Origin of the sequence: Legionella erythra (assembly GCF_001467615.1) — a bacterium.
GTDB classification, from domain to species: Bacteria; Pseudomonadota; Gammaproteobacteria; order Legionellales; family Legionellaceae; genus Legionella_C; species Legionella_C erythra.
Genome location: NZ_LNYA01000024.1, coordinates 62797 through 85150, shown reverse-complemented (window position 1 = coordinate 85150; position 22354 = coordinate 62797). Strand labels below are relative to the sequence as shown.

Below are 22354 nucleotides of genomic sequence, written 5' to 3'. Positions count from 1 at the left end.
TTTTGGTGGTTTTGTTATCCTGTTGGCGAAATAATATCTTTTTCGTAAGGTTAAGACAGCGTACTCTGATTTGACGGGTTAAGTTCAACCGGTTTCGTGGCGGTTCCAGGGCCCCAGAATAATAATTTGGGCAAATGGGGTAGGCCGACAACCGCATTCATAGTTGCCGCGATCAAATGACCTACAAGACCAGGATCCGCGGGTTTGTTATCAGCCGATACCACGCTGCCTGTTGCCTGCAATGGGGGCGCTGCGGTGGTGAACCATTCATCCACCAGGGGTTTAAATGAAGGCAATTCGTCCGCGGCTTTTTTTAACAGGCGGTGCAGGGCTTCCCCGTCACCGTTCTGACTGTAGAAGCCAAGCAATGTTTTACGGTTTCTGATAAAAACGTCCTTGTTGTGCGAGAGCCAGGGCGAAAAATCAAGTTGTTTATCCCGTTTCAGTAATTCACTGAAAAGCAGGTCCACTTTTTCGCGTACCTTTAATTCATCCGGTTTCTGCGCCTGCCAATCATAGATTACCAGCGCATCTGTAAATTCCGACAATTCGTCCAGTGAGGCATCGCTTTGAAGGTGATGAAGCCGCTCAATCAACGATTTGTCATGCGTTTTGGGCGGTTCCTTTTTGTCGACAGGACTGTCTGGGAATACCAGTTCCAGACGAGGGGGATCGTCATCGAAAGGCGTAACAAATTGTGGCTTTTTAGGAACAAACCAGCCGCTGAATCCATAAAAAAGACAACGCCTGAACCAGATGCGCCATTCCCGTAAGAAGAAGGAGGTTGTGCTTAAAGCCTGTTCAAAATCAGCTTCTTGCCTGGCGAGTCGGACAATGGAGGCTGCGTCTGAATAAGAATCGAGATAAGATAAACTCTGGATGCACAAGCTGGATAATTCCTGATATTTTTTTTGCAGGCCCAGTCGTTTGACCACTTTGATGGCATCGTAATTAAGGAGGCAGGCTGCAATTTTTGCATCCACGACCTTGGGGTGTCTCCAGAAGCTGTCAAACAGGATTTTGCGTAAAGCGGGTTTCATGCTGGTTTGATTCATTAACCAGGCGGCTGCATGCAGATGGTGAACCTGTTTTTCCTGGTTGCAATAGTGCAAATAATCGTTCATTAACTGCTTTAAACCATCGTCATTATTGCGGTAATGAATTAGAAAATAATCAATGGACAGCAAGGGGTTAAACCCTTCTTTCATTTCGTTAAACAGGGGTGGTTCGTTCGCTGACGGGGATTCAGTCGGTTCGTTGTTGGCCGGTGTGAATAATGCGCTTAAAAAATTGCGGTTGGCTTTCTTTTTTTCCATGTTTTCATCAAGCAGGGGTTTGCGCAAACGCTGGATTGAGAGAACCCCGTCATCGTAAAAGATACGGCAGTTGCCTTTGAGGGCATTTTCGCGGAGATAGTCACTGGTTGCTGAGCTTAATCGAGCCTGAAGATCCGTAAAATGGCTGTCTTCCGTTACTCGAATCAATAATTGCAGCGTTGGTGAGGATAATGTCTGCAGGTCCATTGCAGCTAATAAATTTTTTATCAAATCAATTAAAGACTGCATGTCCTGACGGCCATGAAGATACAATTGCAAGGCATAGGCCAAATGCGTTTCATCGCAACAGTTCACCAGGCCATTTAATTTGCTGCCGTCTGATAGCAGGTGATGTTTTTCAATCAGGATCATCAGCAGGGGACGTCGTTTTCCTGGATCCATTTCGCCAAAGGTAGTCAGTACCGGCTTGACAAATGCATTGGCTAAGGCAATCAAAGGGGATGCTGAATTGGGCTGGTTGGCGTAATGATTTAGCCAATAGCGAATCAGATTATCGCGTGGCGGGGTGTTTAACCGTTTAAGCAGCAAGGTGACAGAGGCTTCCGAAAAGCAATGAAAATGCGGAGGCGAGCAAAATAGACTGGCGGCGGATTCATCGCTCAAATCCAGCAGCAAATCGCTCGTCAGCCTGTTCATGTCGATGACCTGGGTGAGGCTCTGCAAGCGACGGGGCAGGGGCAGGGCCGGCAGATTGCTTAATGGCTGAAGCAGCCCTTCACCGCTTAATTTTTCAAGATAATCCTTGCGGCTGAGCAGATGGATAGCCAGAAGAGAGCGCAAGGCGGGAGGGGTATTTTTTAGAAGATGAATCAGCTCATTCGCTGGAAACTTTAAAGTCGCAAGTAATTTTAAAAAAGCCAGCTGTGTTTGGGGTGTGGCAAGAATGGCCTCTTCATGCCGCGCATGACTCAGCGTGGCTTGAAACAGATGGAGTGAATCAGGCATGGAGGCCGTTTTAATTTCTTCTTTAAGCCATTGCCAGTCAAAGGCTTTACTGGCCACATCAATGAGTTGCTCCCGGTGTACGGAACATGATTTGAGTTGTGCGTAAATCCACCTGGCCTGAGTCGGCTGAAGCGCGTGCTTGGCCAGACGCTCGGAGAGTTCTTTCAATAGTTGTTTATGGCTGATGTCCTGCAATAATGCGCTTAATGGCGGTTGCTTATCGAGCATTGCGGGTGAAAGAGCGACCAGCCATTCGATAAACCCATCAACCAGCGACTCAGGCCTCTCCCCTAAAAACGCAAACAATGCATAGTAATGCTGATTCACCGCCGGTTCCGCGAATTGGCTTTTTTGCGGATAATTTTCCATCGACAGATAAGCCATGCTTTTGTTTTCCCGCTTTAAAAAAGCAAAAGCAGAACGCAGGTTTTCACGCGCTTCAGGCGCCAATTGTTTATTGGCATAAAGCCGTTGCGCTTCCTGCTCAAGCCGTGTGAGTAATCCAAACAGACTCGCATCCGCACTAAAGCTGGCCCGCACACGGGGTTTAATGTCCGCATGGTGTTTGCGCCAGGGGAGTAAATCTGCCGCAGGCTCAATGAGATACAAGAGGTGTTGAATACGTAGCAACGCCTCCAATCCGCATTCGGGCAGCTTGCCCCATTGCTCAAGAGACAAATCCGCCATGTTGTCGGGCGCTGGTTCAATTTGCAATTTGTCGGTCAACAGACGCTGCAGTCTGGCTTTGGCAACGGTCTGGCATTTTTGTGCATGCCCATGCAGAGCCAATTGTTCCAGAAGAAAGACAGGTTTACCCTCCTGATCCAGGACGTAGTGGATGACCAGCTCAAGCAATTTTGGGCTTAAGTGGGATAAAACGACTCCCGGGTTTTTTTCCTCATTCAGGAGATGCACCAGTAGTTTCGTAAACGCTACCCGGCTTTCTTCATCAAATGTTTTCTCAAAGACAGCCACGTAGCTGTTGAGTGTCGCATAGAAATCGAGAGGGCTGGTTTGGCGTATCGTTGAGGTAGTCAGGGCATGGAGTCGGGCTGTGTTTTTATTATCCGCACGATACTTAAATCCTTCCTGCTCGATGCAGTGATGTTGACTAGCCAGCGAGGATGCTACCCCATCCATTTTTAAAAGGTCTTGCTGGATCCATTCCAGTACGTGAGGCTTGATTGAGGGTAAAGGCAGTAAGCCTTCAATCTGGGCTGGATTTAAGCGCAGCCGCTTACTGTACAAAACCAGTAGCAAAATCTCTGAGAGGTAACCCAGATCAGCAAACTCACAGGCTTGAAGGAGATGGCTCAGCTTTGATTGCTCTTGTTTTAATAAAAAAATAACCAACTCAGATAGATTGACTTCCTTTCTTAATTCACGAAGAAAGACGAAACAATCGTGATATTTATCCATTTTTTGCTTTATTTCGCGCATTTTCGCTGCAAATTCAGAGGGTTCAAAGCTGCTCAATAAGGTATGGATTAGGGTATTGTCAATCGTGCTTCGCCCGAGCGCTGAAAAGAGACAATGATCAAGAAGCCAGGCTTGCATTTCTTTATCCTTCCATAACAGCGGATGGCTGGCGCTCATGGCCAATAAGTCGGGCAGACTGGTATTCGGGAAAGGCTTTGGTTCAATATGAATGAGATGATTTATGGTTTCAGTATGTAATCGAACAATCCGGCCTTTGGTGATTTTTCCTAAATGACAGCTTGGGAGAAAGAGGTTATGAATCCGGGTTGATGTGGCCTGTTCCATCGTTTGAAGGCTGAACTCATAGCGATTGACGGTGTTTTGTACCCACTTTCGGTGTTGATTACCCGTAGGCAATACCTTCATGTAATCATTTAATAAAGGATAAAGCTCGTTTAGCTGGGTCTCAAATAATTCCTGCGGAGATGAGCACTCCAACAGTGGCTTTATCAACTGATTATAGAGTTTGGTGTCTTCAATGGCGATTTTTACGTCTTGATCAGCACCATCGAGGTAGTGATGAATAATGTCTAGCAAGCCCTTACCCAGCAATGGCAGGCGATGCACCCAACGGGCGGCGGCCAGCGTCTCAGTTGCGACTTCATGGCTGTTAGCAAAGGGCTCAAAAAACGTTTGCAGGTGGTGTCGGTGCGACAGATAAAGGGATTGTATTTTTAACGTACTTTTCAATGTGCGAAGATCAAGGCTTTTAAGCAACGCAGGGTCACCCCAGTGACCCTGCTCCGGATGAAGCCAGAGGTTTTTTACAAAATGATGCAGCAGTCCTTCAGGATTAAGCGGCATATCGAGCGTCGGCTGATTAAGATAATGCCTGATTTCATATTGGCGATACGAATTGTGCTCAATCAATTGCCGCAATTGCATTTGATGGGCTTCCTGGCTGGTGTAGTTGGCCAGTGCGGCTAAGGTCTGGCCGTCGACATTCAGTCGGCTAAGCCAGGTTTCGAGTGACGTATTGGTATAGGCTAAATAGGCAAACAGGGCGGCAACGAATTCTAATTTACTGTCAATACTGGTTTGGCTGTCTAAAATCCGCAAGAGCTGTTTACCGGAGTCAAGATTGTCCAATAATGATTTTTTTTGCTCCTTATGAAGCCGGCCAATCCCTTGCGGGTCACGGACTATCAGGTCGACAAATACAAAACGGGTTTTACTTTTTTCGTAAATTGCAAATAATTCATCAACCGATAGCGCCCGAGACAAGGTGAGCAGCGCAGACCATTGCACATCTTCAAGCGCTGGCCGCCTGAGCAGATCAAGTGCAAGCTGCCTGCCTTCCTCAGCATTGAGCTTATCAAAAAGCAGGGTAAATTGGTCGTCTTTAAGCATTGCCGGCGGATTAAGCAATAACTGTTTAATGTAATTCTGGAAAATCCGGTTTTTGGTCAGGGAAGGATGGAACGTTGCGGTCATATGATTCAGCAGCAGCGTTGTGAACGGGTGGCGATCGATGGTTTTCGCCTCGGCGCTGGCCAGGCAGGATAAGGCAAGCGCGGCAAAGGCCTGATCGCTCAAAATGTATCGGGTCCATTGGATATCGCGTTCGTTTAGAAAATTAATGATATTAAACAGTTGATTTTCCAGCTCTTTGATAAAATGAGGATTTTCATCATGATGACTCGTCCACTGGTGAAAGAGTTTCAATTGCTGAAGAATCAGGCGTTTGTCGCTCTGGCTATGAAACTGAATATCGGTTAAATCAAGGATGAGCATGGTTAAAACCGGGGCGGCGATCGATAGCCGATGCCCCGATTGCCCCAAATGCCCTTGCATATAGTCAATGGCTTTGCGTTTTTCAGGGGCACTGAGTTTATTAATTTGTTGATAGAGACTGATGCAATGCACGTCGCACCGCTCGTGGCGGGTAAATTCGATAAATATCGCCGGCAAGAAGGGGCTTAAAATACTCTGCTGCAATAAGCTGTTAAGCCATTGCGGATCGGCTGGCAGCAGAGAAATTAAGGGCCCCAGTGCAATCTCCCGCAGACGCCCTGTTTCACTCAGCTTACCAAGCCAGGTGCTAAAATGGTTCTTTAGGTATTCCTCACTGCTCTCGCGAACAAGCCATTGCAACACGTCGTCATCGAATAAAGGCAGCAGGCTCTCAAATTGGGGGAATTGACTGATAAACTGGACACCCTGATTAATCAGTAATGGATTATTCTTGATTTTCGTTAATTCACTGACCAGCAGTTGCACAAAGGCCGTGGCTTTTTCAGGTGTCTGAGTCAACAAATACTGAGTGGTTTTTTTCCAGTTTTCCAGTGTTTTCTCGTCCATGGAGTGCAGTAAAACAGATACCAGGACATCCGGTTTAATCTGGTCAAAATTCTTAGGCTCAATCTGGAGCAGATACAGGGCACTGAGATGCACGTCTTTGTTGTTGGCAAGGTTATTGGCCAGCGTGGTCAATACGCCATCAAAACGATGCGGGGCAGCCAATTGCGATGTAAGCAGGGTGTTAACCACCCCGTCTTCATAAAGGGCTTTATCCTGTTCTTTCGATTTTAACAAAGCCCAGCAACTTGACTTTAGGTAAGCATAATTTTTTTTCCCTTCCTCGCTTAAACTGCTTTCAACGAGCGATAAGTGGCTAAAGAGCTCATGCAGAACGGTTGGGGATTCGCGAAAATGGCTGAGTAAATTGAGTACAATGGTATCGGCTGATTCGGCAGTTAATTGCGCGATATCCAAAACCCGGGTTATTCTTAGTTTCAAATCAGCCGCCACGCTCTGACAGACAATTCCCTGCAGCAGGGAAGGGGTGAAATTTTGCAGATAAGAGGAGCGTGAGCATAGCGAAAGAAAACAGGCAGGGCTTAAGAGCAACCGGGCAGCAATAAGGCGGCTATTTTGACATAAAGTCCAATGATGCACGGGATCCTTGCTGTCATAGGTCGTTTGCAGCCTGTTGCAGAAATGAAGCAGCAACTGTTCAAGCGTGGTATTATACTCGGCATCTTTCTCGGCCAAATCGACCAGTGACTCCACGAGATAAATGATATTTTTAGTTTCGATGGAATCCAGCAGTTTGCCAAGAAACGTGCGGCTGATAAGGGGGGTGTTCGAGAGTATGTAAAGCAATATCGTTTGCCTGTCGGTTTCCTTGAACAGCTCAACAAAGCAGGCAAATTCTTCTTCGCGCGCCTGGTTCCGCACCAGGTAGAGGTAAAAATCAAATAATTCCTGGCAGCTAAATTGTTTTAAAAGGTCCAGTTTTTGGTATGCGTAAATCCCCTGACTCAACAGCGTGCGGCAATAAGGCATTAATTTCGCTTTGTTCACACGGCTGCCAAGCAGGGCCATCAGCCATTCATAACTTAATGGCGGCTGATCCTTTAACTGAGTAAAGATTAAATCAACCATATCCTCCCATGCCTGATCAGGGATTGCGGCCGCCAGTTCAGGAAAGCTGCTTTTTACGGTATTGGCCAAGGTGATTTTGCGAATAACCAGCTCACAGTAAATTTTGAGATAATAGGGTTGTTCGTGGCGATAAAGATGGGCTAAGGCGGCAAGGGGTCCACAAAAATTAAGCAACTGGCTGACGTCCAGCATCTCCAGGCAGCCGCGAAGTAATTTATTGTCGCGTGTTCTGCTCGCTGTCAAGTAATTGATGATAAAGAAATCATCATCATCACGATGTTGCTTTAGGCAATGGAGAATCATCGCATCATCAGATTTTCGTTCAAAAAGCGCGTCAAGCAGACGAATGACGTCATAATCATTTCGGCTGTGATGGTACTTAAAATATTGACTGAAGCAGAGGGCCGCCTGATCCTGGGGCAGAGCCTGAAGAACATCAACAATCTGCCCAAGGATAAAGGCGTGAAACTGCCGGTCCTGCCAATTGAACTGCCCACAGTTTTTCAGCAATTTAAAAACCAGGTTCCGTTTCTCCTCGACAGAGTCCAATATTTTCAGCCGCTTGGTGATCAGTAAATTAGCCAGTTCCGCATTGTTCTCTGTTAATTCCTCATACTCCGATTCCGATGCGGTTGCCCGGATAGTCAGACACATGAGCAATTCTTCGTAATGATTTAAATAAAGGTGCTTGACTGTCGATGAATGGCTGGGGGCGTCTTTACTGGCATAAGTGGATGCGAGGGCGCGTAAATGAAAGGTTACGTCAATAAGCTGCGTGGTGCTTAATAACAGGCTCAGCGATTTTAATTCCTGGGTTTCACACGGGATAGGCGATAGAATCAAACACCGCGCCAAGCGCTCCAAGTGCCGGCTTTTTTTGAGGTCCTGGGCCGACGACAAGACAAACTGAATGAAGGACGAGACCCAATTGGCTTGCATCGAAGCAGTTTCAAGCAGGCGTTGATAAAATTTCTCACACATGGCCGGCGGCAGGTTGCTTAGTACCGCTTTGATTTCTTCGGCGGTCCGTGGCTGCTTAATCCATTGCAGCAATTCTTCCAGTACCGTAGACCACAGCGTCTCGTCCTCTGGTGATAATTGGTTTAACTCATGAAGCCGGATTAAAATGTCCTGCCCCTCATTTTGTTGACAGGCATGGGCCAATAACATGCGATTTAAACCATTCAACAATTGTTTTTTCTGGTTCCCCTCATCCACCTGCTCCGTGACAAGCACCAGCAGTATGCGCAGATGTTCAAACGCCTGCTCTTTTTCAAGCCGGGTAATGAGTTGTTGCAGATCGTTAACGGAAGGCTTTTCGGTGAGCAGAAGCTGGCGTAATTCGCTAATGGTTTTTTTTGAAAGAAAATCACGAAAGAATTGTTCGCCCATGGAATTGGCCTCCTGTGCCTTGAGCTCCGAGTAATTAACTAGCGAACCGGCTCAATCCTTGACAAGTAGCATCAGCATAACGACTTCAAAAAAAAAATCAATCTGCCATGTTAATGGATAAAACTGCCTGTTTTTTATTTTTGCCAGAATTGGCGGGAAAAAATAATGAGCAGGGAGAAAATTTCAAGGCGGCCTGCGATCATGGCAAAAATCAGAACCCATTTGCTGGCGCGGGTTAGTTCTGCAAAATTTTGACTAACCGCGCCCAAGCCTGCGCCCGCGTTCGCCATGGCGGCAATCATGGACGAAAACGAGGTTATAAAATCATTGCCCAAGGCCATGAACAGTAGCATCAGGAAAATAAACAGCCCCAAAAAGACGGAAATAAATCCCCACATTGATTGCAGAATGGATTCCGGCAAAATCTGCTTGCCGAATTTGATGGGGATGATGGCGTTGGGATGAAGCAGATGATATATTTCGCGCCGGCTTTGTTTATAAATCAGCAGGGCGCGAATGACTTTGATGCCGCCGCTGGTTGACGCAGCACAACCGCCAATGAGGGCGGCGAGCATAATTAAAACCGGCACGTAAGTGGGCCAGGTGCTGAATGGAGCCGAAACGAATCCGGTCGTTGTGGCCATGGAGATAATATTGAACGTGCTCTTGATGAGGGCATGGTGTTTTTCATCAAAAAAGCCGTTAATGACCAGACTCCAGGTTACAAAGCCAATGACAATGATCAAAAACGCGATGTAGCTGCGAAACTCTTCGTCCTCCCAGTAATGCTTAAGGCTCCGTTTTTTGAGAATCATAAAATGCAGGGCGAAACTGGAGCCGCCAAGCAACATAAACAGGCAGGCGATGAGTTCAATTAAATCGCTATCATAGTAAGCAAAACTGGCGTCATGCATGGAAAAGCCGCCAGTGGATACAGTGGCAAAGCTTTCCCCCAGTGCATCAAACCAATCCATGCCGGCCAGCCAGTAGCAGAGCATGCACAGGAGGGTCAACAGGACATAAATAGACCATAGTGCCTTGGCGGTCTGGGCAATGCGCGGCGTTAATTTGCTGTCTTTCATCGGGCCAGGGGTTTCGGCTCGATAAAGCTGCATACCTCCCACACCCAGCATGGGGAGGATAGCCACAGCCAGGACCACGATACCCATACCACCCAAAAATTGCAGTTGCTGACGGTAAAACAACAGCGCATGCGGCAGGGTTTCCAACTGGGTAATGATGCTGGCACCTGTCGTGGTAAAGCCTGAAACCGATTCAAAGATAGCATCTGTGATGCTGTGATCGTGATGGCTGATGGCAAAAATGAAGGGCAGGGAAGCAAAGGAACACAGCACCACCCAAAACAGGGCGACAATCAGAAACCCGTCGCGTATTTTAAGTTCGGTGTGCTGCTTATTAAACAAAAAGGCGAGTAAGGCGCCGGTAAAAAACGTGCAGGCAAAGGCCGTGACAAAAGGTTTCCAGAAATCCTCATGAAAGATGACATTAATCAGCAGGGGACTCACCATGCTGAAGCTGAACATCATTAACAACAAACCGATGAGGCGCAGTATGGTTTTAATTTGCATGGTAAAGTCAAATCCCTAGCTCATAAAAGTTAAGCTGACCTGAAACAACGATTCAACCTGACGCAGGTAGCGTTTCTTTAATAACAAAATCACCACGTGATCGCCGGCCTCAAGGGTGAGTTTAGGCTCACTCATCATGATTTTATCTTCGCGTACCACGGCCATGACTGTACAGCCCTGCGGTAATTCGATGTCGCTGAGCTGCCGGCCAATGACTTTCGATGTTTGACTGTCACCATGAATGACCAATTCAATGGCTTCCTGTTCCCCATTGTTCAATCGATGGACTTTAATCATGTTGCCACGCCGCAATTTGGTCAAAATACTACCGATAGTGATTAATTGCGGGGAGATAGCGTGGTCAATGCTGCTGTCTTCAATCAATTCCACATAAGCGTTGCGGTTAACCAGGGCCATGGTATGACGGGCGCCCAGGCGTTTTGCCTGAAGACAGGACATGATGTTGGCTTCATCATCGTTCGTTACGGCACAAAATACATCGGTAAATTCAATGTTTTCGTTAAGCAACAGATCGCGGTCGGCGATATCGCCCTGTAAAACGGTCCCTTTATTCAGTTGCCCGGCAAGATCCATGGCGCGTGTCATGTTATGGTCAATGACTTTTATGCGGTAGCGATCTTCAAGGGTTTGTGCGAGTTTCGTCCCAATATGGCCTCCACCGGCGATAATAATACGGCGGTTTGGGTGAGTATACCGCCCAAGCGCAATCAAGACCTGCTGGATAGCCTGCGGGGGGGCGATGAACAAAACATCGTCATCGATTTTAATCTCGCAGTTTTCTTCTGGCATTAACGTTTCTTTACCGCGAAAAATAGCGACAACCCGGACATCAATGAGTTCCAGGTGTTGGTAAAGCTGCTGAATGGTTTTTCCGACCATGACCCCACCCGGCTTGGGTTTGATGGTGATTAGCAACAGCCGGCCGTCGGCAAAATCAAGCACCTGCGTGGCGCCAGGGTAATCGATGAGATTCTCAATGTGTTCGGTAACCAGTTTTTCCGGGCTGATGCACACGTCTACCGGTACATGGTCATTGCAAAAGAGTTGCGGGTAATCAAAATAGTATTGCGATCGGATACGGGCAATTTTCGTCGGCGTGCGGAATAAACTATAGGCTATCTGACAGCCCATCATGTTGATTTCATCGCTGTTGGTGACGGCAATCAGCATGTCGGCCTGTTCAATACCGGCGGCAATGAGAATATTGGGGTGCGCGGCGGAACCCTGCACTGTCTGGATATCCAGGCGATGATGCAATTCCCGCAGGCGCTCTTCGTCGAGGTCGACCACGGTGATGTCATTATTTTCACGGGTTAAATTGCGTGCCAGGGTGCCGCCAACCTGTCCCGCGCCAAGAATGACTATGCGCATAACAAGACTCCTTCATACACGAAGACGGCGGGGCCAGTCAGCTGAATGGTACTATCAAAATCAGGCCAGTCTACCGTTAATTCACCGCCTTTAAGATGGACCTTGACCGTGGGTTCAAGATGATGAAAAAGGCGGCCTGCGGTGACGGCGGCGACAGCACCGCTACCGCAGGCATTGGTTTCACCGCAGCCGCGTTCATAGACTCGTAAGCGGATTTGGTGTGGATTAATAATTTCCATAAAGCCAACATTGACCTGTTCAGGGAATAGACGATGCTCACAAATTTCCTTACCCAATACCGCGACGGGGCTTTGGCCTGCATCATCGACCACGATGACAGCATGAGGATTGCCGACATTGACAGCATGCACAAGCTGTTCCTGGCCGCTGAAGAGTGGAATAGGGTAAAGCGATGATTTTTCCACCGCAAAGAGAGGAATGTCCTGAGGTTTAAGTCTGGGTTTACCCATATCCACGGTGACCGTATCGTCGGCGTTGAGTAAAAGTTGCAGGCGGGTTGTGGGCGTGGCAACCGTCAAGCGCTTTTTATCCGTTAAACCATAATGGTGGAGAAAACGCGCCAGGCAGCGGGCGCCATTGCCGCATTGACCGACTTCATGACCATCGGCATTAAAAATACGATAAAAAAAATCAATGTCCGGATGGTTGCTGTTTTCGACAACCAGGCACTGATCAAAGCCTACGCCGGTATGACGGGCCGCAAGGCGGGCGATGGTTTCGGGGCGTAGGTCGGGTTTTTGATGAATAGCGTCAATGACCATGAAATCATTGCCGAGACCGTGCATCTTCGTGAATTTAATGGCCATAACGGACTCGCTGTTAACGGACTTTTGAGGAGTCCGGGGGGCTATCAGGAAGATAAAGCGGGCCTTTTTGCCCGCAAGCGATGAGAAGAAGAGTCATCGCTGCCAGAATAATACCGCGTCGAAACAGTCTCATCATTACCTCAAAGGGAGTAAATACCTTTGATTATAAAGAATCGTTTAAAAAAGCGCTATGCTACTCGCTTGAGACTCCATGCTTTCTTGCGATTGTTTTGTTTGTGTCTGTTCGCGCAGATGGTCTATGGAGGCCCGCATGGAGCGACTGGGGAAACCATAGGAACTCGGGTTAAAGCGAATTTCTTCATGAGCAAATTCCATTTGGTCGTTTTTAACCCATTCAAGTCGATAAATTATCTCAGACGGGATCAATGATTCATCCTGGTCATAATGCGGCGTCACCGTGATGTAAATGGCAGAGCTGCCCGATTTTAATCGTTCCGCAATCTCTCGTTCAACAATTTGCAGAATGCTGAGATTGCATTCACGGGTGGCAGGGATTAAATTGTCAATGCTGTGATCACCGCCCAGAAAATGAGCGATAAGGTGCGACCAGTGGTATCGATTGCCGTGAGCTGTGTTAGCTTCGTCGTCACCATGAGCGATAAAAATATCCTTGCACGTCGCCTGGGTTAATTGCTTTTGACTGCACAGGCGGTTCTCGCCTTCGGGGAGTATTTTATTGAGCGTGGCCACAAAATGCTGGGCTTTTGGCCGTTCTTTATAGAGAGTATTCGGCAGTTGTTCGTTAAAAAGACATTTTCTGGCTTTGGACAGATCCACTTTACCTTGATTGCTGTGGTTACCGATGGGGGTTACTTTTTTATAGAGGCTGCCTTGGGTATTGCTGAAAAAAAGCCTGACCCGGGTGCCGCCGGGAGTAAGCGCTTCAGACGTATAGCCATGCTTTGGCGTCACGGGTTGGATAGAGTCCTTGCCGGTAACCCCTGTGTTTTTTAAAGGGGTGGTCAGTTTTTTCTTCTCCATGACAAACTGGTTATCTTCGGGGTTCAGGATTTTATCTATTTTGCGTTTTTTAGACGTATAAGTTTTTTCCGGGGCGGGTTCTTTTTTACAGGCGCGTGAAGGCTGTTTGCTGCTCACCTGCTGGATGACGTGGTTATGATGCTGCGAGGTGACTTTGGCTAAAGCCAGGACCACCCGGCTAAATGTGAGGGGTTTGGTTTTTTCCAGACGCTCACCCAAATCCTGCCATTGCGACTCACTTAAATCGAGCCTGGTTACTCCGGGAACAACTTTGCGGACGTTCGCCTCAAATTTTTTCAGGTCTGCAGGTTCTAAAGGCATTAGATATCGCTCTAAAAATTAAATTTTGACCATTAATTGAGCAATATTGTACCTTATATTTCATTTGTGAACAATATTAATTCATCGCCTGGCGACAAGAAGAACCCTATAGCCCATGGTTTTCCTTCGTCTGCTTTAAAAATTATCGAGGATAAAGGCAACGACCTTGCTATACACCAGTTCTTTGGTGATAATTTGCCTTTTGCTGAATTAGGGGTAATTGTGTTTCTTATTGACTCGAAACACCCGGCACAGGCCTGTGTCATCTGGATGCACGGCCTCGGCGCGGATGCTAACGATATGGCAGGGCTTGCTGAGCAGTTGCAGGTCAATGATCTGATGTTGCGTCATGTTTGTCTGGAAGCGCCGGTACGGCCTGTTACCATCAATGGCGGCATGGTTATGCGCGCATGGTACGACATCCTGGCCATGGATTTCTCCGCCCGGGAAGATCGGGAAGGCATTTTGACCTCGGAAAAAATGATCGTTGCGGCGATTGAGCAGCAACTGGCAGCGGGTTTTAGCAGTGAACGGATTTATCTGGCCGGTTTCTCACAAGGCGGGGCGATGGCCTTGCATACGGCGTTGCGCATGGGCATGCCGCTTGGGGGCGTCATTTCCCTGTCGGCCTATCTTCCCCTCGCGAAAGAATGCCAACCGCAATTACCGAAAACCACCCCGCTTTTTATCGCTTCGGGTTTGTATGACCCCATTGTTTGGCCGCTTTGGACGAAAGAAACCATTAAATGGCTCGATCGGCAAGGGTTTACGGCTGTTTCCAGTCACGAATACCCCATGGAGCACAGTGTTTGCGCCAATGAAGTGGTGGATTTATCGCAATGGCTTATACAGCAGGTCAGGGGTGCTTGAGATGACAATTGTAAAAAAATCACGTGTTATCCCATACAGCTGTGAGCAAATGTTCAATCTGGTCAATGAGGTGGAACATTATGCCGAGTTTTTACCCTATTGCGCTCAAAGTCAGGTGCATCACCGCGATGAAGACGAAGTGCAGGCGACGCTGGTCATTTCCGCTGCCGGCATGAGCAAGTCCTTTACGACCCGAAACCGACTTCAGAAAAATAAAATGATTGAAATCCGACTGGTGGATGGCCCGTTTAGTCATCTTGAAGGGTTTTGGCGTTTTGATGAAACACCGGAAGGTTGCAGAATCTCCTTCGATCTCGAGTTTGAATTTGCCGGCCGAATGTTTTCCATGTTCTTGGGCCCGGTATTTGAGCAGGTGACAGAGAAAATGGTGGATGCCTTTTGTGAGCGGGCGGCGTCGTTGTATGGTTAATGTCGAAATCATCTACATGGCTGAAGACGGGGCTTTTTTTCATGAAAAACTGACGCTACCCGCCGGCGCTAGCGTAGGTGATGCGCTGTCTCAGTCTGAGTTATATGACGAATACCCCGAAACGCAGCAGTTACCCTTAGGTGTTTTTGCAAGACCGGTGACGCTGACGACGCCTTTGAGAGAGGGTGATCGCATTGAGGTGTATCGACCCTTAGCGCTCGATCCCAAACAAAAACGGCGAGAGCGGGCAAAAAACGCCGGCGGCAAGAACCGCCGCAGCTAACCCTTTCTGTTAAGGATGATGTTCAATTCGAACTAGCCGACCATTGGCAAAGTAAAGACTGACATTGCGTACAATGGGGGCGTTGCTGCCTTTGCGCCAGGTGTAGGCATAATCCCAGCGGTTATTATTAAAGGTCGGACTCAACAGGCTGGTTCCCATGAGCGTGGCGGCATCCTGTTTGCTCATGCCTATCGTCAATCTTGAAATTTTGGACTGCGGCAACAGATTCCCCTGTTGCACGATACGCCTTGAAAAATCATAGGATGCACAGCCGGACATCAGCAGGGAAATCAATACGGTAAAAATAAACAATCGGGAACGCATAATTTTTGCCTGTGTTGAAAAATTTCGCCATAATAGCATGTCATTAATAGAAAGACACCTGCGGAATAAAGCAATCAGCCAGGTAGGAGAACGAATGGAAGAGAGCCAGCAATTAAAAGATGCCGGACTAAAAATAACCATGCCCCGTGTCAAGGTTTTACAAATTCTCGAGCAATCCCGCGACCATCACATGAGCGCGGAAAATGTTTACAAGGCCTTGATTGAAATGGGTGAAGATGTCGGCCTGGCAACGGTTTATCGGGTGTTAACCCAGTTTGAGACGGCGGGTCTTGTTTCCCGGCATAATTTTGAAGGCGGCCATTCCGTTTTTGAATTGAGCCAGGGCGAGCACCATGATCATCTGGTCTGCGTGAAATGCGGCCGGGTAGAAGAATTTATTGATGACATCATTGAACAACGTCAGGAAGCGATTGCCAAGCAGGCTCATTTTAAAATGACGGACCATGCGCTCAATATTTATGGCCTTTGTCCTGATTGTCAGACCAAAGGGTGATGCCCTCTCCGGGGGAATTGATACACACATTAACGCGCCAATGATTATAACGAATGAAGCGTTTAACAAGGATGGATGCCATGTATGATGATCTGCGTGCCCCTTATCAAGCGGCTGGATTCCCTGCCCTTGAGCTTGGCGGGATAATGCTTGATGAGACCCTTCTTCAGGATGCGCCGGTCAATCTGGTATTAAAATCACTTAACCGCCATGGCCTCATTGCCGGCGCCACCGGCAGCGGTAAAACCAAAACCATTCAGGTGCTGTGCGAGCAGTTATCGCAGGCGGGCGTACCAAGCCTGGTTATGGATATCAAAGGTGATGTTTCTGGTTTGGCTGTGCCGGGCGAACCCAATGAATTTTTAGAAAAACGAAGCCTTTCTTTAAATCTCAGGTTTCATCCACGACAGTCCCCTGTAGAACTCTTTACCCTCGACCGTGGTGTTTCGGGTGTGCCGCTTCGCGGTAAAGTCAGCGATTTTGGGGCGCTGCTGTTTTCCCGCATGCTGGATGTGAATGAGACCCAAACCGGGGTTATTACTATTCTTTTTGAATATGCCAAAGACCGTGAACTGCCACTTAATGATTTAAATGATTTTAAAGCCATCCTGCAATACATGCAGTCAGATGCGGGCAATGCCGATGTGGCGTCTCGTTACGGCAATGTTTCCTCAACCTCCGTCGGTTCTATCATGCGCAAAATCATTGAGCTGGAGGCGCAGGGCGGCGACGATTTTTTTGGCGAGCCGGCCTTTGAGGTTACAGATTTATTCCGGACGACAGCCGAAGGGCAGGGTATTGTTTCCATTCTGCGCCTGATGGACATGCAGGACAAACCCCTGTTATTTTCGACATTTATGATTAAATTGCTGTCGGATGTCTACCGGCAATCCCCGGAACTTGGCGACCCCCCCAAACCCAAACTGGTGCTTTTTATTGATGAAGCCCATCTTATTTTTAATCGTGCCAGTAAAGCCCTGTTAAATTTACTGGAGACCATGGTTAAGCTGATTCGCTCCAAAGGCATTGGTCTTATCTTTTGCACCCAGACACCCAATGACATCCCGGATGCGGTCTTAAGTCAGTTAGGATTAAAAATACAGCATGCCCTGCGTGCCTTCACGGCCAAGGACCGCCAGGCAATGAAACTGGTGGCGCAGAATTTTCCTCCGTCAACCTACTATGCGACAGAGCAATTGTTAACGTCCCTGGGGACAGGGGAGGCGCTGGTGAGCGCACTGGATGGCAATGGTCAACCCACGCCCTTAATCCAATGCTTAATTCGTGCGCCTGAGTCGCGCATGGGCACCCTGACCGACGCCGAGGTCCAGACGATTATCCAGCAATCGGGCTTGTTTTCCCGTTACGGTGAGCGTCAATCCCCTCCATCGGCCCTGGCGATTTTAAGGGCTGGAAAAAACAAGCTTGGCACAGAACCGGCACCTGCCCAGGGGGAAGTCAGCCAGAACGATTCACGGGAACCGTCGGTGCTGGAGCAATTAAGTAAAAACACCTTATTTCGTCAGATGGTGAGGGATATCTGGCGAAAAGTATTAAACTCATTCTTCCCCTCAAGGCGAGGCAGCTCACGAAAAAAACCATAAGATAAGGACTACAGGCGATGAAAAAAGGATGGGTTGGCTGCATGATGTTACTTGCTTTTCCGGTGTTGGGAAGTGCCAGGACTATGGAATGCGTGCTTCAGGGCCTCAATGAGCGGGTAGCTTTTACCGTAACGTAAAAGAGGGGAGCCAAGCCGTCCATTGATTTCGACTAACCCATTACGGTTAGTCTTTACAGTTTACGCGATAATAACCTGCTGTTAATGGCGGTTGACCGCGATGATAGCAGCCGTCCCCGTCTGTTTATTTCGGCTCAGAAGGCGGCAAACCAGTCCGGCTATACGGGGCAATTCATGACGGATTCAGGGGGCAATGCCTTGCAACTGGACAATGGTCCGGTGACTTGCGAGTTAAACTAATCCCCCTGGATGGTTTGCGGGAGTGGTTGCTGGCCCATGGATTGCCAATTGTCGAGCATGACTTTAAGACTGGCTGAAAGCACGCAGGCCAAATGGGCAATAGCGTGATTTTCATTAACCAGGGCCTGATTACTTTCGATTTCCAGGCCAAGGTAATCCTCTGCGGTATATTTTTTACGCAAGGAGGCGGCAAAGCCGTCGCTGACGCCGCGGTAAGGGTAATTCAGGCGCACCCGCAGGTTTCGGTCGAGGCGTTTAATCTGTTGTTGCCAATGCCTTGCCAGATTTCGTTCAAGCAAGCGTTTGGGATCATACAATAACCCAATTTCCGTATTACGCGTCATGTCGTTCAGAACGGGCGTAAAGCTATGTACGGACAAATGCCATACTTGTTTCCCCGCTTGTAAATGAGCATGAATCCGCGCCTCAACGTCCTGTCGAAAAGGCAGGTAGTAACGTTGACGTATCAATTCTTTTTCATGGCTTGGCAGGGGGTAAGTGATTTCAGAGAAGCAATGACGGTGATGCAGGCTGCGGTTACAATCGATTAATAAACGCGTGGCTTTGGCTGAAACCAGTTCGCAGGCCAGTGCATCGCGCAGGTAGCTGGCAATGGCCTCGGCGCCAAAGTCAATGCCCCGATGCGAGTTGAGCAAATGCTCGTGTGCCGTAAAATGCGGCCTGTATTCCTCAGGGACATGGTTAACGGCATGTTCACAACTTAAAACCACGGCGATTGGTTTCATAGTGCATGCAATTGTTGGTTAGTTAATAAACAATCTCCCAGCTGGCGGTATAGGCGCATCAAGGTATGATGACTAAAATCCTGACCGCAGGCACGTACAAGTCGCTGGCTTAGATTCCCCTGACTTAATATTGTTTCCAAAGCCGTCTGGCATGCGTGATCCAGTTCGGTGCTGATGCGTTCAATCAACAAGGCCCAGGCATCGCGGCAGGTTTTAACCCCGCGTGATAACTGCCATTGCCTGCCCAATTCACTGCTTTCCACCGGCGTCTCAAGGCCATCATGAAGGCTTTGCTGGTAAAGCGCGGCCAACACCGCGGTGTCGCAGGGATTATCCAGAAAATAATGCGAATGGCTTATCCAGTGTTTCAGGATGGCCACAATGGCGCTGGCAATCGCGTAATCGGCCTGAACGCATTCCTGGGAATCAAGAATGCGGATTTCAATGGCGCCATACTCAAATTTGGGAATGGCGCCGCGGGAATTCAACCACTCGTGTTGAAGAATGCCTTTGGGATCATGGGGGCGAATAGCCTCGTACATGGGGGTAAGAATGTCCCGCCGGTAATGGGCTTCAGAGCGGACAAATTCAGGAACCACAAGCCCGGTAATTTCCGGTATTTTCTGCTGGTTTTTATCATAAAAATACAGGCGGCTATCCTGCATGCCAGTGGGTTTGCCGTCAAGGAAAGGCGTGCTTGCAGCTAATGACGGCAGGAGAGGCAATAACAGGCGGATGCTGTTGTGCAGCAGGTTAAATTCGTCCTGATTGGCAAAGGGCAGGTTGACATGCATGCTTTGCAGGTTGGCCCAGCCATGACCGTGGCAGTTAAAAATCTGATCGTATTGCTGATAAATCTCGCGATTCCCATGTGGCCAGCGTTGGGTTTCCACAGTGGGGTTCATCCAGGGGTGCGCGCCGGTAGGCAACAACATCAGTTGGTGTTCGTCCAGCAGCGGCTGTAAGTGTTGAATGGCCGCCTGAAAATGAGTCACCAGGTCAGGCGAAACAGGTGCGGGGCCATTGTTTTTTAATTCCAGCACATGCATCACCAGTTCATTGCTGACGGCAATATGTCCCAAAGCCACTTCATTGGTCAGTTCACCCCCGGCCAAGGCTTGCAGAATGGTATCGCTTTGCGGCCGCACGTTTAAGGTGGTTTTATCCGCCAGCATGTATTCAATTTCAAGCCCAATAACGGAAAAAAGCGAATAATTACCCATAGCCGTGCTTCCTGCGAATGCGTTGTAAAAAGACGGTCATGATTTGCTGATAAAGGTTTTCACCCAGTATCTGATCTTCAATGCCAAAATCGATATTGGGGTTATCATTGACTTCGATAACATAGTGTTTATCGCCCTGACTTTTAATGTCAACGCCGTAGAGACCGTCACCAATAAGCCGGGTGGTTTTTAAGGCGGTTTTTATCACCCCGTCTGGAACATCGGTAATAGGAATGGTTTCATGATTACCCTGAATGGCAAAATTGCCCTGCACATCGATATTGCCCTGTGTTTTATCGCCCAAAGCATCCCAATTATAAATTTGCCAGTGATCCCGAGCCATAAAATAACGGCAGGCAAAAATCGGCTTATTATCGAGTACGCCAATGCGCCAGTCGAATTCGGTCGGAATAAACCGCTGAATCAGCACCAGATCCGAGCTTTTAAAAAACTGATTCAGGGATTTTTGTAAGGATTTAAAATCATCGAGTTTGATGACCCCATGCGAAAAAGCGCTATCCGGGCGTTTTAAAACGCAGGGGAATTCAATGGGCGGCAGTTCCTTGTCGTATTTGCTGATAAAGGTGGTTTCTGGTGTGAGGATTTGATGGCTTCGCATCAATTCGGCAAGGTAGACCTTATTACTGCATTTAATAATTGATTGCGGATCATCAATAACCACGATATTTTCCTGTGCGGCGCGGCGGGCCATTCGGTAAGTATAGTGGTTCACCGAGGTGGTGGCTCGAATAAACAAGGCATCGTATTCGGCAATCGATTTACTGTCGCTTTTTTCAATGAAATCGACATTAAGCCCCATGTCTTCGCCGGTATTGGCAAAGAAATCCAGTGCTTTTTTGTTGGATGGGGCATTGGGTTCGCTGGGATCAACCAAAATGGCCAGATCATGATAGCGTTGTTTTTTACGCCATTGATGGAACCGTTTTTTTGACAGGTAACTTTCCGCGGCCTGGCGCATAAAATCGCGATGGTGGGCCGGAACTCCGCTTAAAGACAAGGGCTGCAGGTTTTTAATCCGCCATTGTTTACGCTTTTCCAGCGTAAAGCGAATAAGTGGCAAGGGAAACAGGCCGTGCAGTTTTCTCGCCAGATCCGCATGGCATTTGGCCATGTTTTGTCCAAAATAGAGACTGAAGATAAATTCGGTTCCTTTAATATCCTGCAGGCTGTGCTGGATTTCCTCATCCACTTCCTGCGATATCAATTTTGACAAACTGGTGTTCATCACATCCTGAATGCTATGAACGGAAGGAATCGCCTTGTGATCCCGTGCATGCGCCAGAAGGGATACATAATAGCCAATGGTTTGATGCTGATAGGATTGGCAGAGATTAATGACGCGCAGGGAACGGTTTTGCAGAAAATTTTCGCTGGAAAGATATTCCGACGCGTGAACGATGGCTGCAAGGGGACTTAAAAATTCCCAACTGTCAGGGTCATCCGTAACGATTATAGTTTGCATTGGGTGCTCTTTGGTTGAATTATAAGTAAATTGGCATCATAGGTCAGTACACCAAGCATGATGGCGTTAATCAAGCGATGGCTGCTCACCTTGTAATAATTATCATGTGAGAGCGGATTTTCACGGTGCGGATCGGCGACCACAATAAGCCTTTTTTTAGCATCGTAACCACAGAGGACGACAAAATGACCGCATGGCGTCCCGCGAATATCATCGTAATAGGCTTCCCCTTTACTCGTATAGCGTTCTCTGGCGCTGCGGTATAAATAAGTGGCGCTCAATCCGGTCAAAATCGGAATGCCCTGTTTAAAATAATCTTTGAGGAGCTGGACACTCAAGGTGCGGAAACGCAGAATGCCCCCCAAGGACACATATTCCATGTAGGCTTTACTGGCCTGCAAGACACCCGCTGTGCGTTTGTAGCGCATCTGGGTATTTAATTTCTGCAATAGGAGTGTGCTCTTGGCCTCACCCTGTTCAAACCAGGTGGGGTCAAAAATATTGAGGTTATTAATATAAATAATGGTGTCGAAGCCGTGCATGAGCGCGTGTTTGCCAAGCATGGGCGCCAAGGTCCCGCCGGAATGCGAACGCTCCACGCCCTGGATAACCTGATCAAGTGGAATATCCAGCCCATAAAAACGATAAATGGCTTGCAGACTGGTGGGGCCGCAGCTCTCATCATCGGGTTGTGTGTTGATACAAAGATCAATCATTGTTTAAATTATTGAAAAACAGTGGGTTGGTTATTAAAACGTTAGACTTCACGTCCCTAATTGTCAAATGCTGTGATTAGAATCAGACAACAGCTGGCATTGTTATTGCTATG

The 22354-nt window shown here is 48.0% G+C and carries 17 protein-coding genes; 6 read left to right on the top strand and 11 right to left on the bottom strand.

Translation table 11 applies throughout. The features are described from left to right. Positions 1-50: 50 nt before the first annotated feature. The 6 genes from Lery_RS07140 to Lery_RS07120 form a co-directional block, all read right to left on the bottom strand. Positions 51-8540, bottom strand: a complete 8490-nt coding sequence (locus Lery_RS07140) for a hypothetical protein (RefSeq protein WP_058526579.1) — start codon at positions 8538-8540, stop codon at positions 51-53. Between the two features lie 134 nt (positions 8541-8674). Next, complete coding sequence (locus Lery_RS07135) at positions 8675-10129, bottom strand: TrkH family potassium uptake protein (protein WP_058526578.1); 1455 nt, start codon at positions 10127-10129, stop codon at positions 8675-8677. 15 nt (positions 10130-10144) lie between these two features. Continuing rightward, complete coding sequence (gene trkA, locus Lery_RS07130) at positions 10145-11521, bottom strand: Trk system potassium transporter TrkA (protein WP_058526577.1); 1377 nt, start codon at positions 11519-11521, stop codon at positions 10145-10147. After that, positions 11512-12348: a diaminopimelate epimerase gene (dapF, locus tag Lery_RS07125; RefSeq protein ID WP_058526576.1), complete on the bottom strand. Its 837-nt coding sequence runs from the start codon at positions 12346-12348 to the stop codon at positions 11512-11514. Before dapF ends, trkA begins: the two co-directional genes overlap by 10 nt. Before the next feature lie 13 nt (positions 12349-12361). Then, on the bottom strand, positions 12362-12481 hold the full coding sequence (gene lptM / locus Lery_RS14975) for an LPS translocon maturation chaperone LptM (protein WP_272946891.1): 120 nt from the start codon (positions 12479-12481) through the stop codon (positions 12362-12364). A gap of 44 nt (positions 12482-12525) precedes the next feature. Continuing rightward, positions 12526-13671, bottom strand: coding sequence for a DNA/RNA non-specific endonuclease (locus Lery_RS07120; RefSeq protein WP_058526575.1), 1146 nt, complete (start codon positions 13669-13671; stop codon positions 12526-12528). A gap of 222 nt (positions 13672-13893) precedes the next feature. On the opposite strand from Lery_RS07120, the gene Lery_RS07115 reads away from it, so the two are divergent. The 3 genes from Lery_RS07115 to Lery_RS15795 are packed head-to-tail and all read left to right on the top strand — an operon-like array spanning position 13894 to position 15254. After that, a complete protein-coding gene (locus Lery_RS07115; RefSeq protein WP_420324151.1) occupies positions 13894-14541 on the top strand; it encodes an alpha/beta hydrolase in 648 nt (215 codons plus the stop codon). Position 14542: 1 nt separating this feature from the next. Beyond that, positions 14543-14971 (top strand): type II toxin-antitoxin system RatA family toxin, encoded by a 429-nt coding sequence (locus Lery_RS07110; protein WP_058526574.1) that lies wholly within the window; start codon positions 14543-14545, stop codon positions 14969-14971. After that, the gene (locus tag Lery_RS15795; protein ID WP_058526573.1) at positions 14964-15254 is read left to right on the top strand and encodes an RnfH family protein; all 291 of its coding nucleotides are present in this window, start codon (positions 14964-14966) and stop codon (positions 15252-15254) included. The genes Lery_RS07110 and Lery_RS15795 overlap by 8 nt, the downstream gene beginning before the upstream one ends. A gap of 9 nt (positions 15255-15263) precedes the next feature. On the opposite strand, the gene Lery_RS07100 is transcribed toward Lery_RS15795, so the two are convergent. Then, positions 15264-15578: an outer membrane protein assembly factor BamE gene (locus Lery_RS07100; protein WP_058526572.1), complete on the bottom strand. Its 315-nt coding sequence runs from the start codon at positions 15576-15578 to the stop codon at positions 15264-15266. A 94-nt stretch (positions 15579-15672) separates the two neighbouring features. On the opposite strand from Lery_RS07100, the gene fur reads away from it, so the two are divergent. The 3 genes from fur to Lery_RS15630 all read left to right on the top strand — a co-directional run bounded on the left by fur (position 15673) and on the right by Lery_RS15630 (position 18073). Then, complete coding sequence (gene fur / locus Lery_RS07095; protein WP_058526571.1) at positions 15673-16092, top strand: ferric iron uptake transcriptional regulator; 420 nt, start codon at positions 15673-15675, stop codon at positions 16090-16092. Between the two features lie 80 nt (positions 16093-16172). Further along, positions 16173-17696: a helicase HerA-like domain-containing protein gene (locus tag Lery_RS07090; protein WP_058526570.1), complete on the top strand. Its 1524-nt coding sequence runs from the start codon at positions 16173-16175 to the stop codon at positions 17694-17696. A gap of 221 nt (positions 17697-17917) precedes the next feature. Then, positions 17918-18073 (top strand): hypothetical protein, encoded by a 156-nt coding sequence (locus Lery_RS15630; RefSeq protein WP_237759172.1) that lies wholly within the window; start codon positions 17918-17920, stop codon positions 18071-18073. On the opposite strand, the gene Lery_RS07085 is transcribed toward Lery_RS15630, so the two are convergent. From Lery_RS07085 to Lery_RS07070, 4 genes are read right to left on the bottom strand one after another with little or no spacing between them, the layout of a single operon-like run. Then, a complete protein-coding gene (locus tag Lery_RS07085; protein ID WP_058526569.1) occupies positions 18070-18819 on the bottom strand; it encodes an N-formylglutamate amidohydrolase in 750 nt (249 codons plus the stop codon). The two genes, Lery_RS15630 and Lery_RS07085, sit on opposite strands and share 4 nt — an antisense overlap. Then, a complete protein-coding gene (locus Lery_RS07080) occupies positions 18816-20042 on the bottom strand; it encodes a carboxylate-amine ligase (protein WP_058526568.1) in 1227 nt (408 codons plus the stop codon). Before Lery_RS07080 ends, Lery_RS07085 begins: the two co-directional genes overlap by 4 nt. Then, positions 20035-21525, bottom strand: a complete 1491-nt coding sequence (locus tag Lery_RS07075; RefSeq protein WP_058526567.1) for a RimK family protein — start codon at positions 21523-21525, stop codon at positions 20035-20037. Before Lery_RS07075 ends, Lery_RS07080 begins: the two co-directional genes overlap by 8 nt. Further along, on the bottom strand, positions 21513-22241 hold the full coding sequence (locus Lery_RS07070) for a C39 family peptidase (RefSeq protein ID WP_058526566.1): 729 nt from the start codon (positions 22239-22241) through the stop codon (positions 21513-21515). The genes Lery_RS07075 and Lery_RS07070 overlap by 13 nt, the downstream gene beginning before the upstream one ends. Positions 22242-22354: the final 113 nt, after the last annotated feature.

Coding starts and splice junctions, on each gene's coding strand:
- Lery_RS07080 (WP_058526568.1), bottom strand. CDS start 20,042: ATGGGTAATTATTCGCTTTTTTCCGTTATTGGGCTTGAAATTGAATAC.
- Lery_RS07120 (WP_058526575.1), bottom strand. CDS start 13,671: ATGCCTTTAGAACCTGCAGACCTGAAAAAATTTGAGGCGAACGTCCGC.
- Lery_RS07070 (WP_058526566.1), bottom strand. CDS start 22,241: ATGATTGATCTTTGTATCAACACACAACCCGATGATGAGAGCTGCGGC.
- Lery_RS07110 (WP_058526574.1), top strand. CDS start 14,543: ATGACAATTGTAAAAAAATCACGTGTTATCCCATACAGCTGTGAGCAA.
- Lery_RS07085 (WP_058526569.1), bottom strand. CDS start 18,819: ATGAAACCAATCGCCGTGGTTTTAAGTTGTGAACATGCCGTTAACCAT.
- lptM (WP_272946891.1), bottom strand. CDS start 12,481: ATGAGACTGTTTCGACGCGGTATTATTCTGGCAGCGATGACTCTTCTT.
- dapF (WP_058526576.1), bottom strand. CDS start 12,348: ATGGCCATTAAATTCACGAAGATGCACGGTCTCGGCAATGATTTCATG.
- Lery_RS07140 (WP_058526579.1), bottom strand. CDS start 8,540: ATGGGCGAACAATTCTTTCGTGATTTTCTTTCAAAAAAAACCATTAGC.
- trkA (WP_058526577.1), bottom strand. CDS start 11,521: ATGCGCATAGTCATTCTTGGCGCGGGACAGGTTGGCGGCACCCTGGCA.
- Lery_RS07090 (WP_058526570.1), top strand. CDS start 16,173: ATGTATGATGATCTGCGTGCCCCTTATCAAGCGGCTGGATTCCCTGCC.
- Lery_RS07075 (WP_058526567.1), bottom strand. CDS start 21,525: ATGCAAACTATAATCGTTACGGATGACCCTGACAGTTGGGAATTTTTA.
- Lery_RS15795 (WP_058526573.1), top strand. CDS start 14,964: ATGGTTAATGTCGAAATCATCTACATGGCTGAAGACGGGGCTTTTTTT.
- fur (WP_058526571.1), top strand. CDS start 15,673: ATGGAAGAGAGCCAGCAATTAAAAGATGCCGGACTAAAAATAACCATG.
- Lery_RS07100 (WP_058526572.1), bottom strand. CDS start 15,578: ATGCGTTCCCGATTGTTTATTTTTACCGTATTGATTTCCCTGCTGATG.
- Lery_RS15630 (WP_237759172.1), top strand. CDS start 17,918: ATGGCGGTTGACCGCGATGATAGCAGCCGTCCCCGTCTGTTTATTTCG.
- Lery_RS07135 (WP_058526578.1), bottom strand. CDS start 10,129: ATGCAAATTAAAACCATACTGCGCCTCATCGGTTTGTTGTTAATGATG.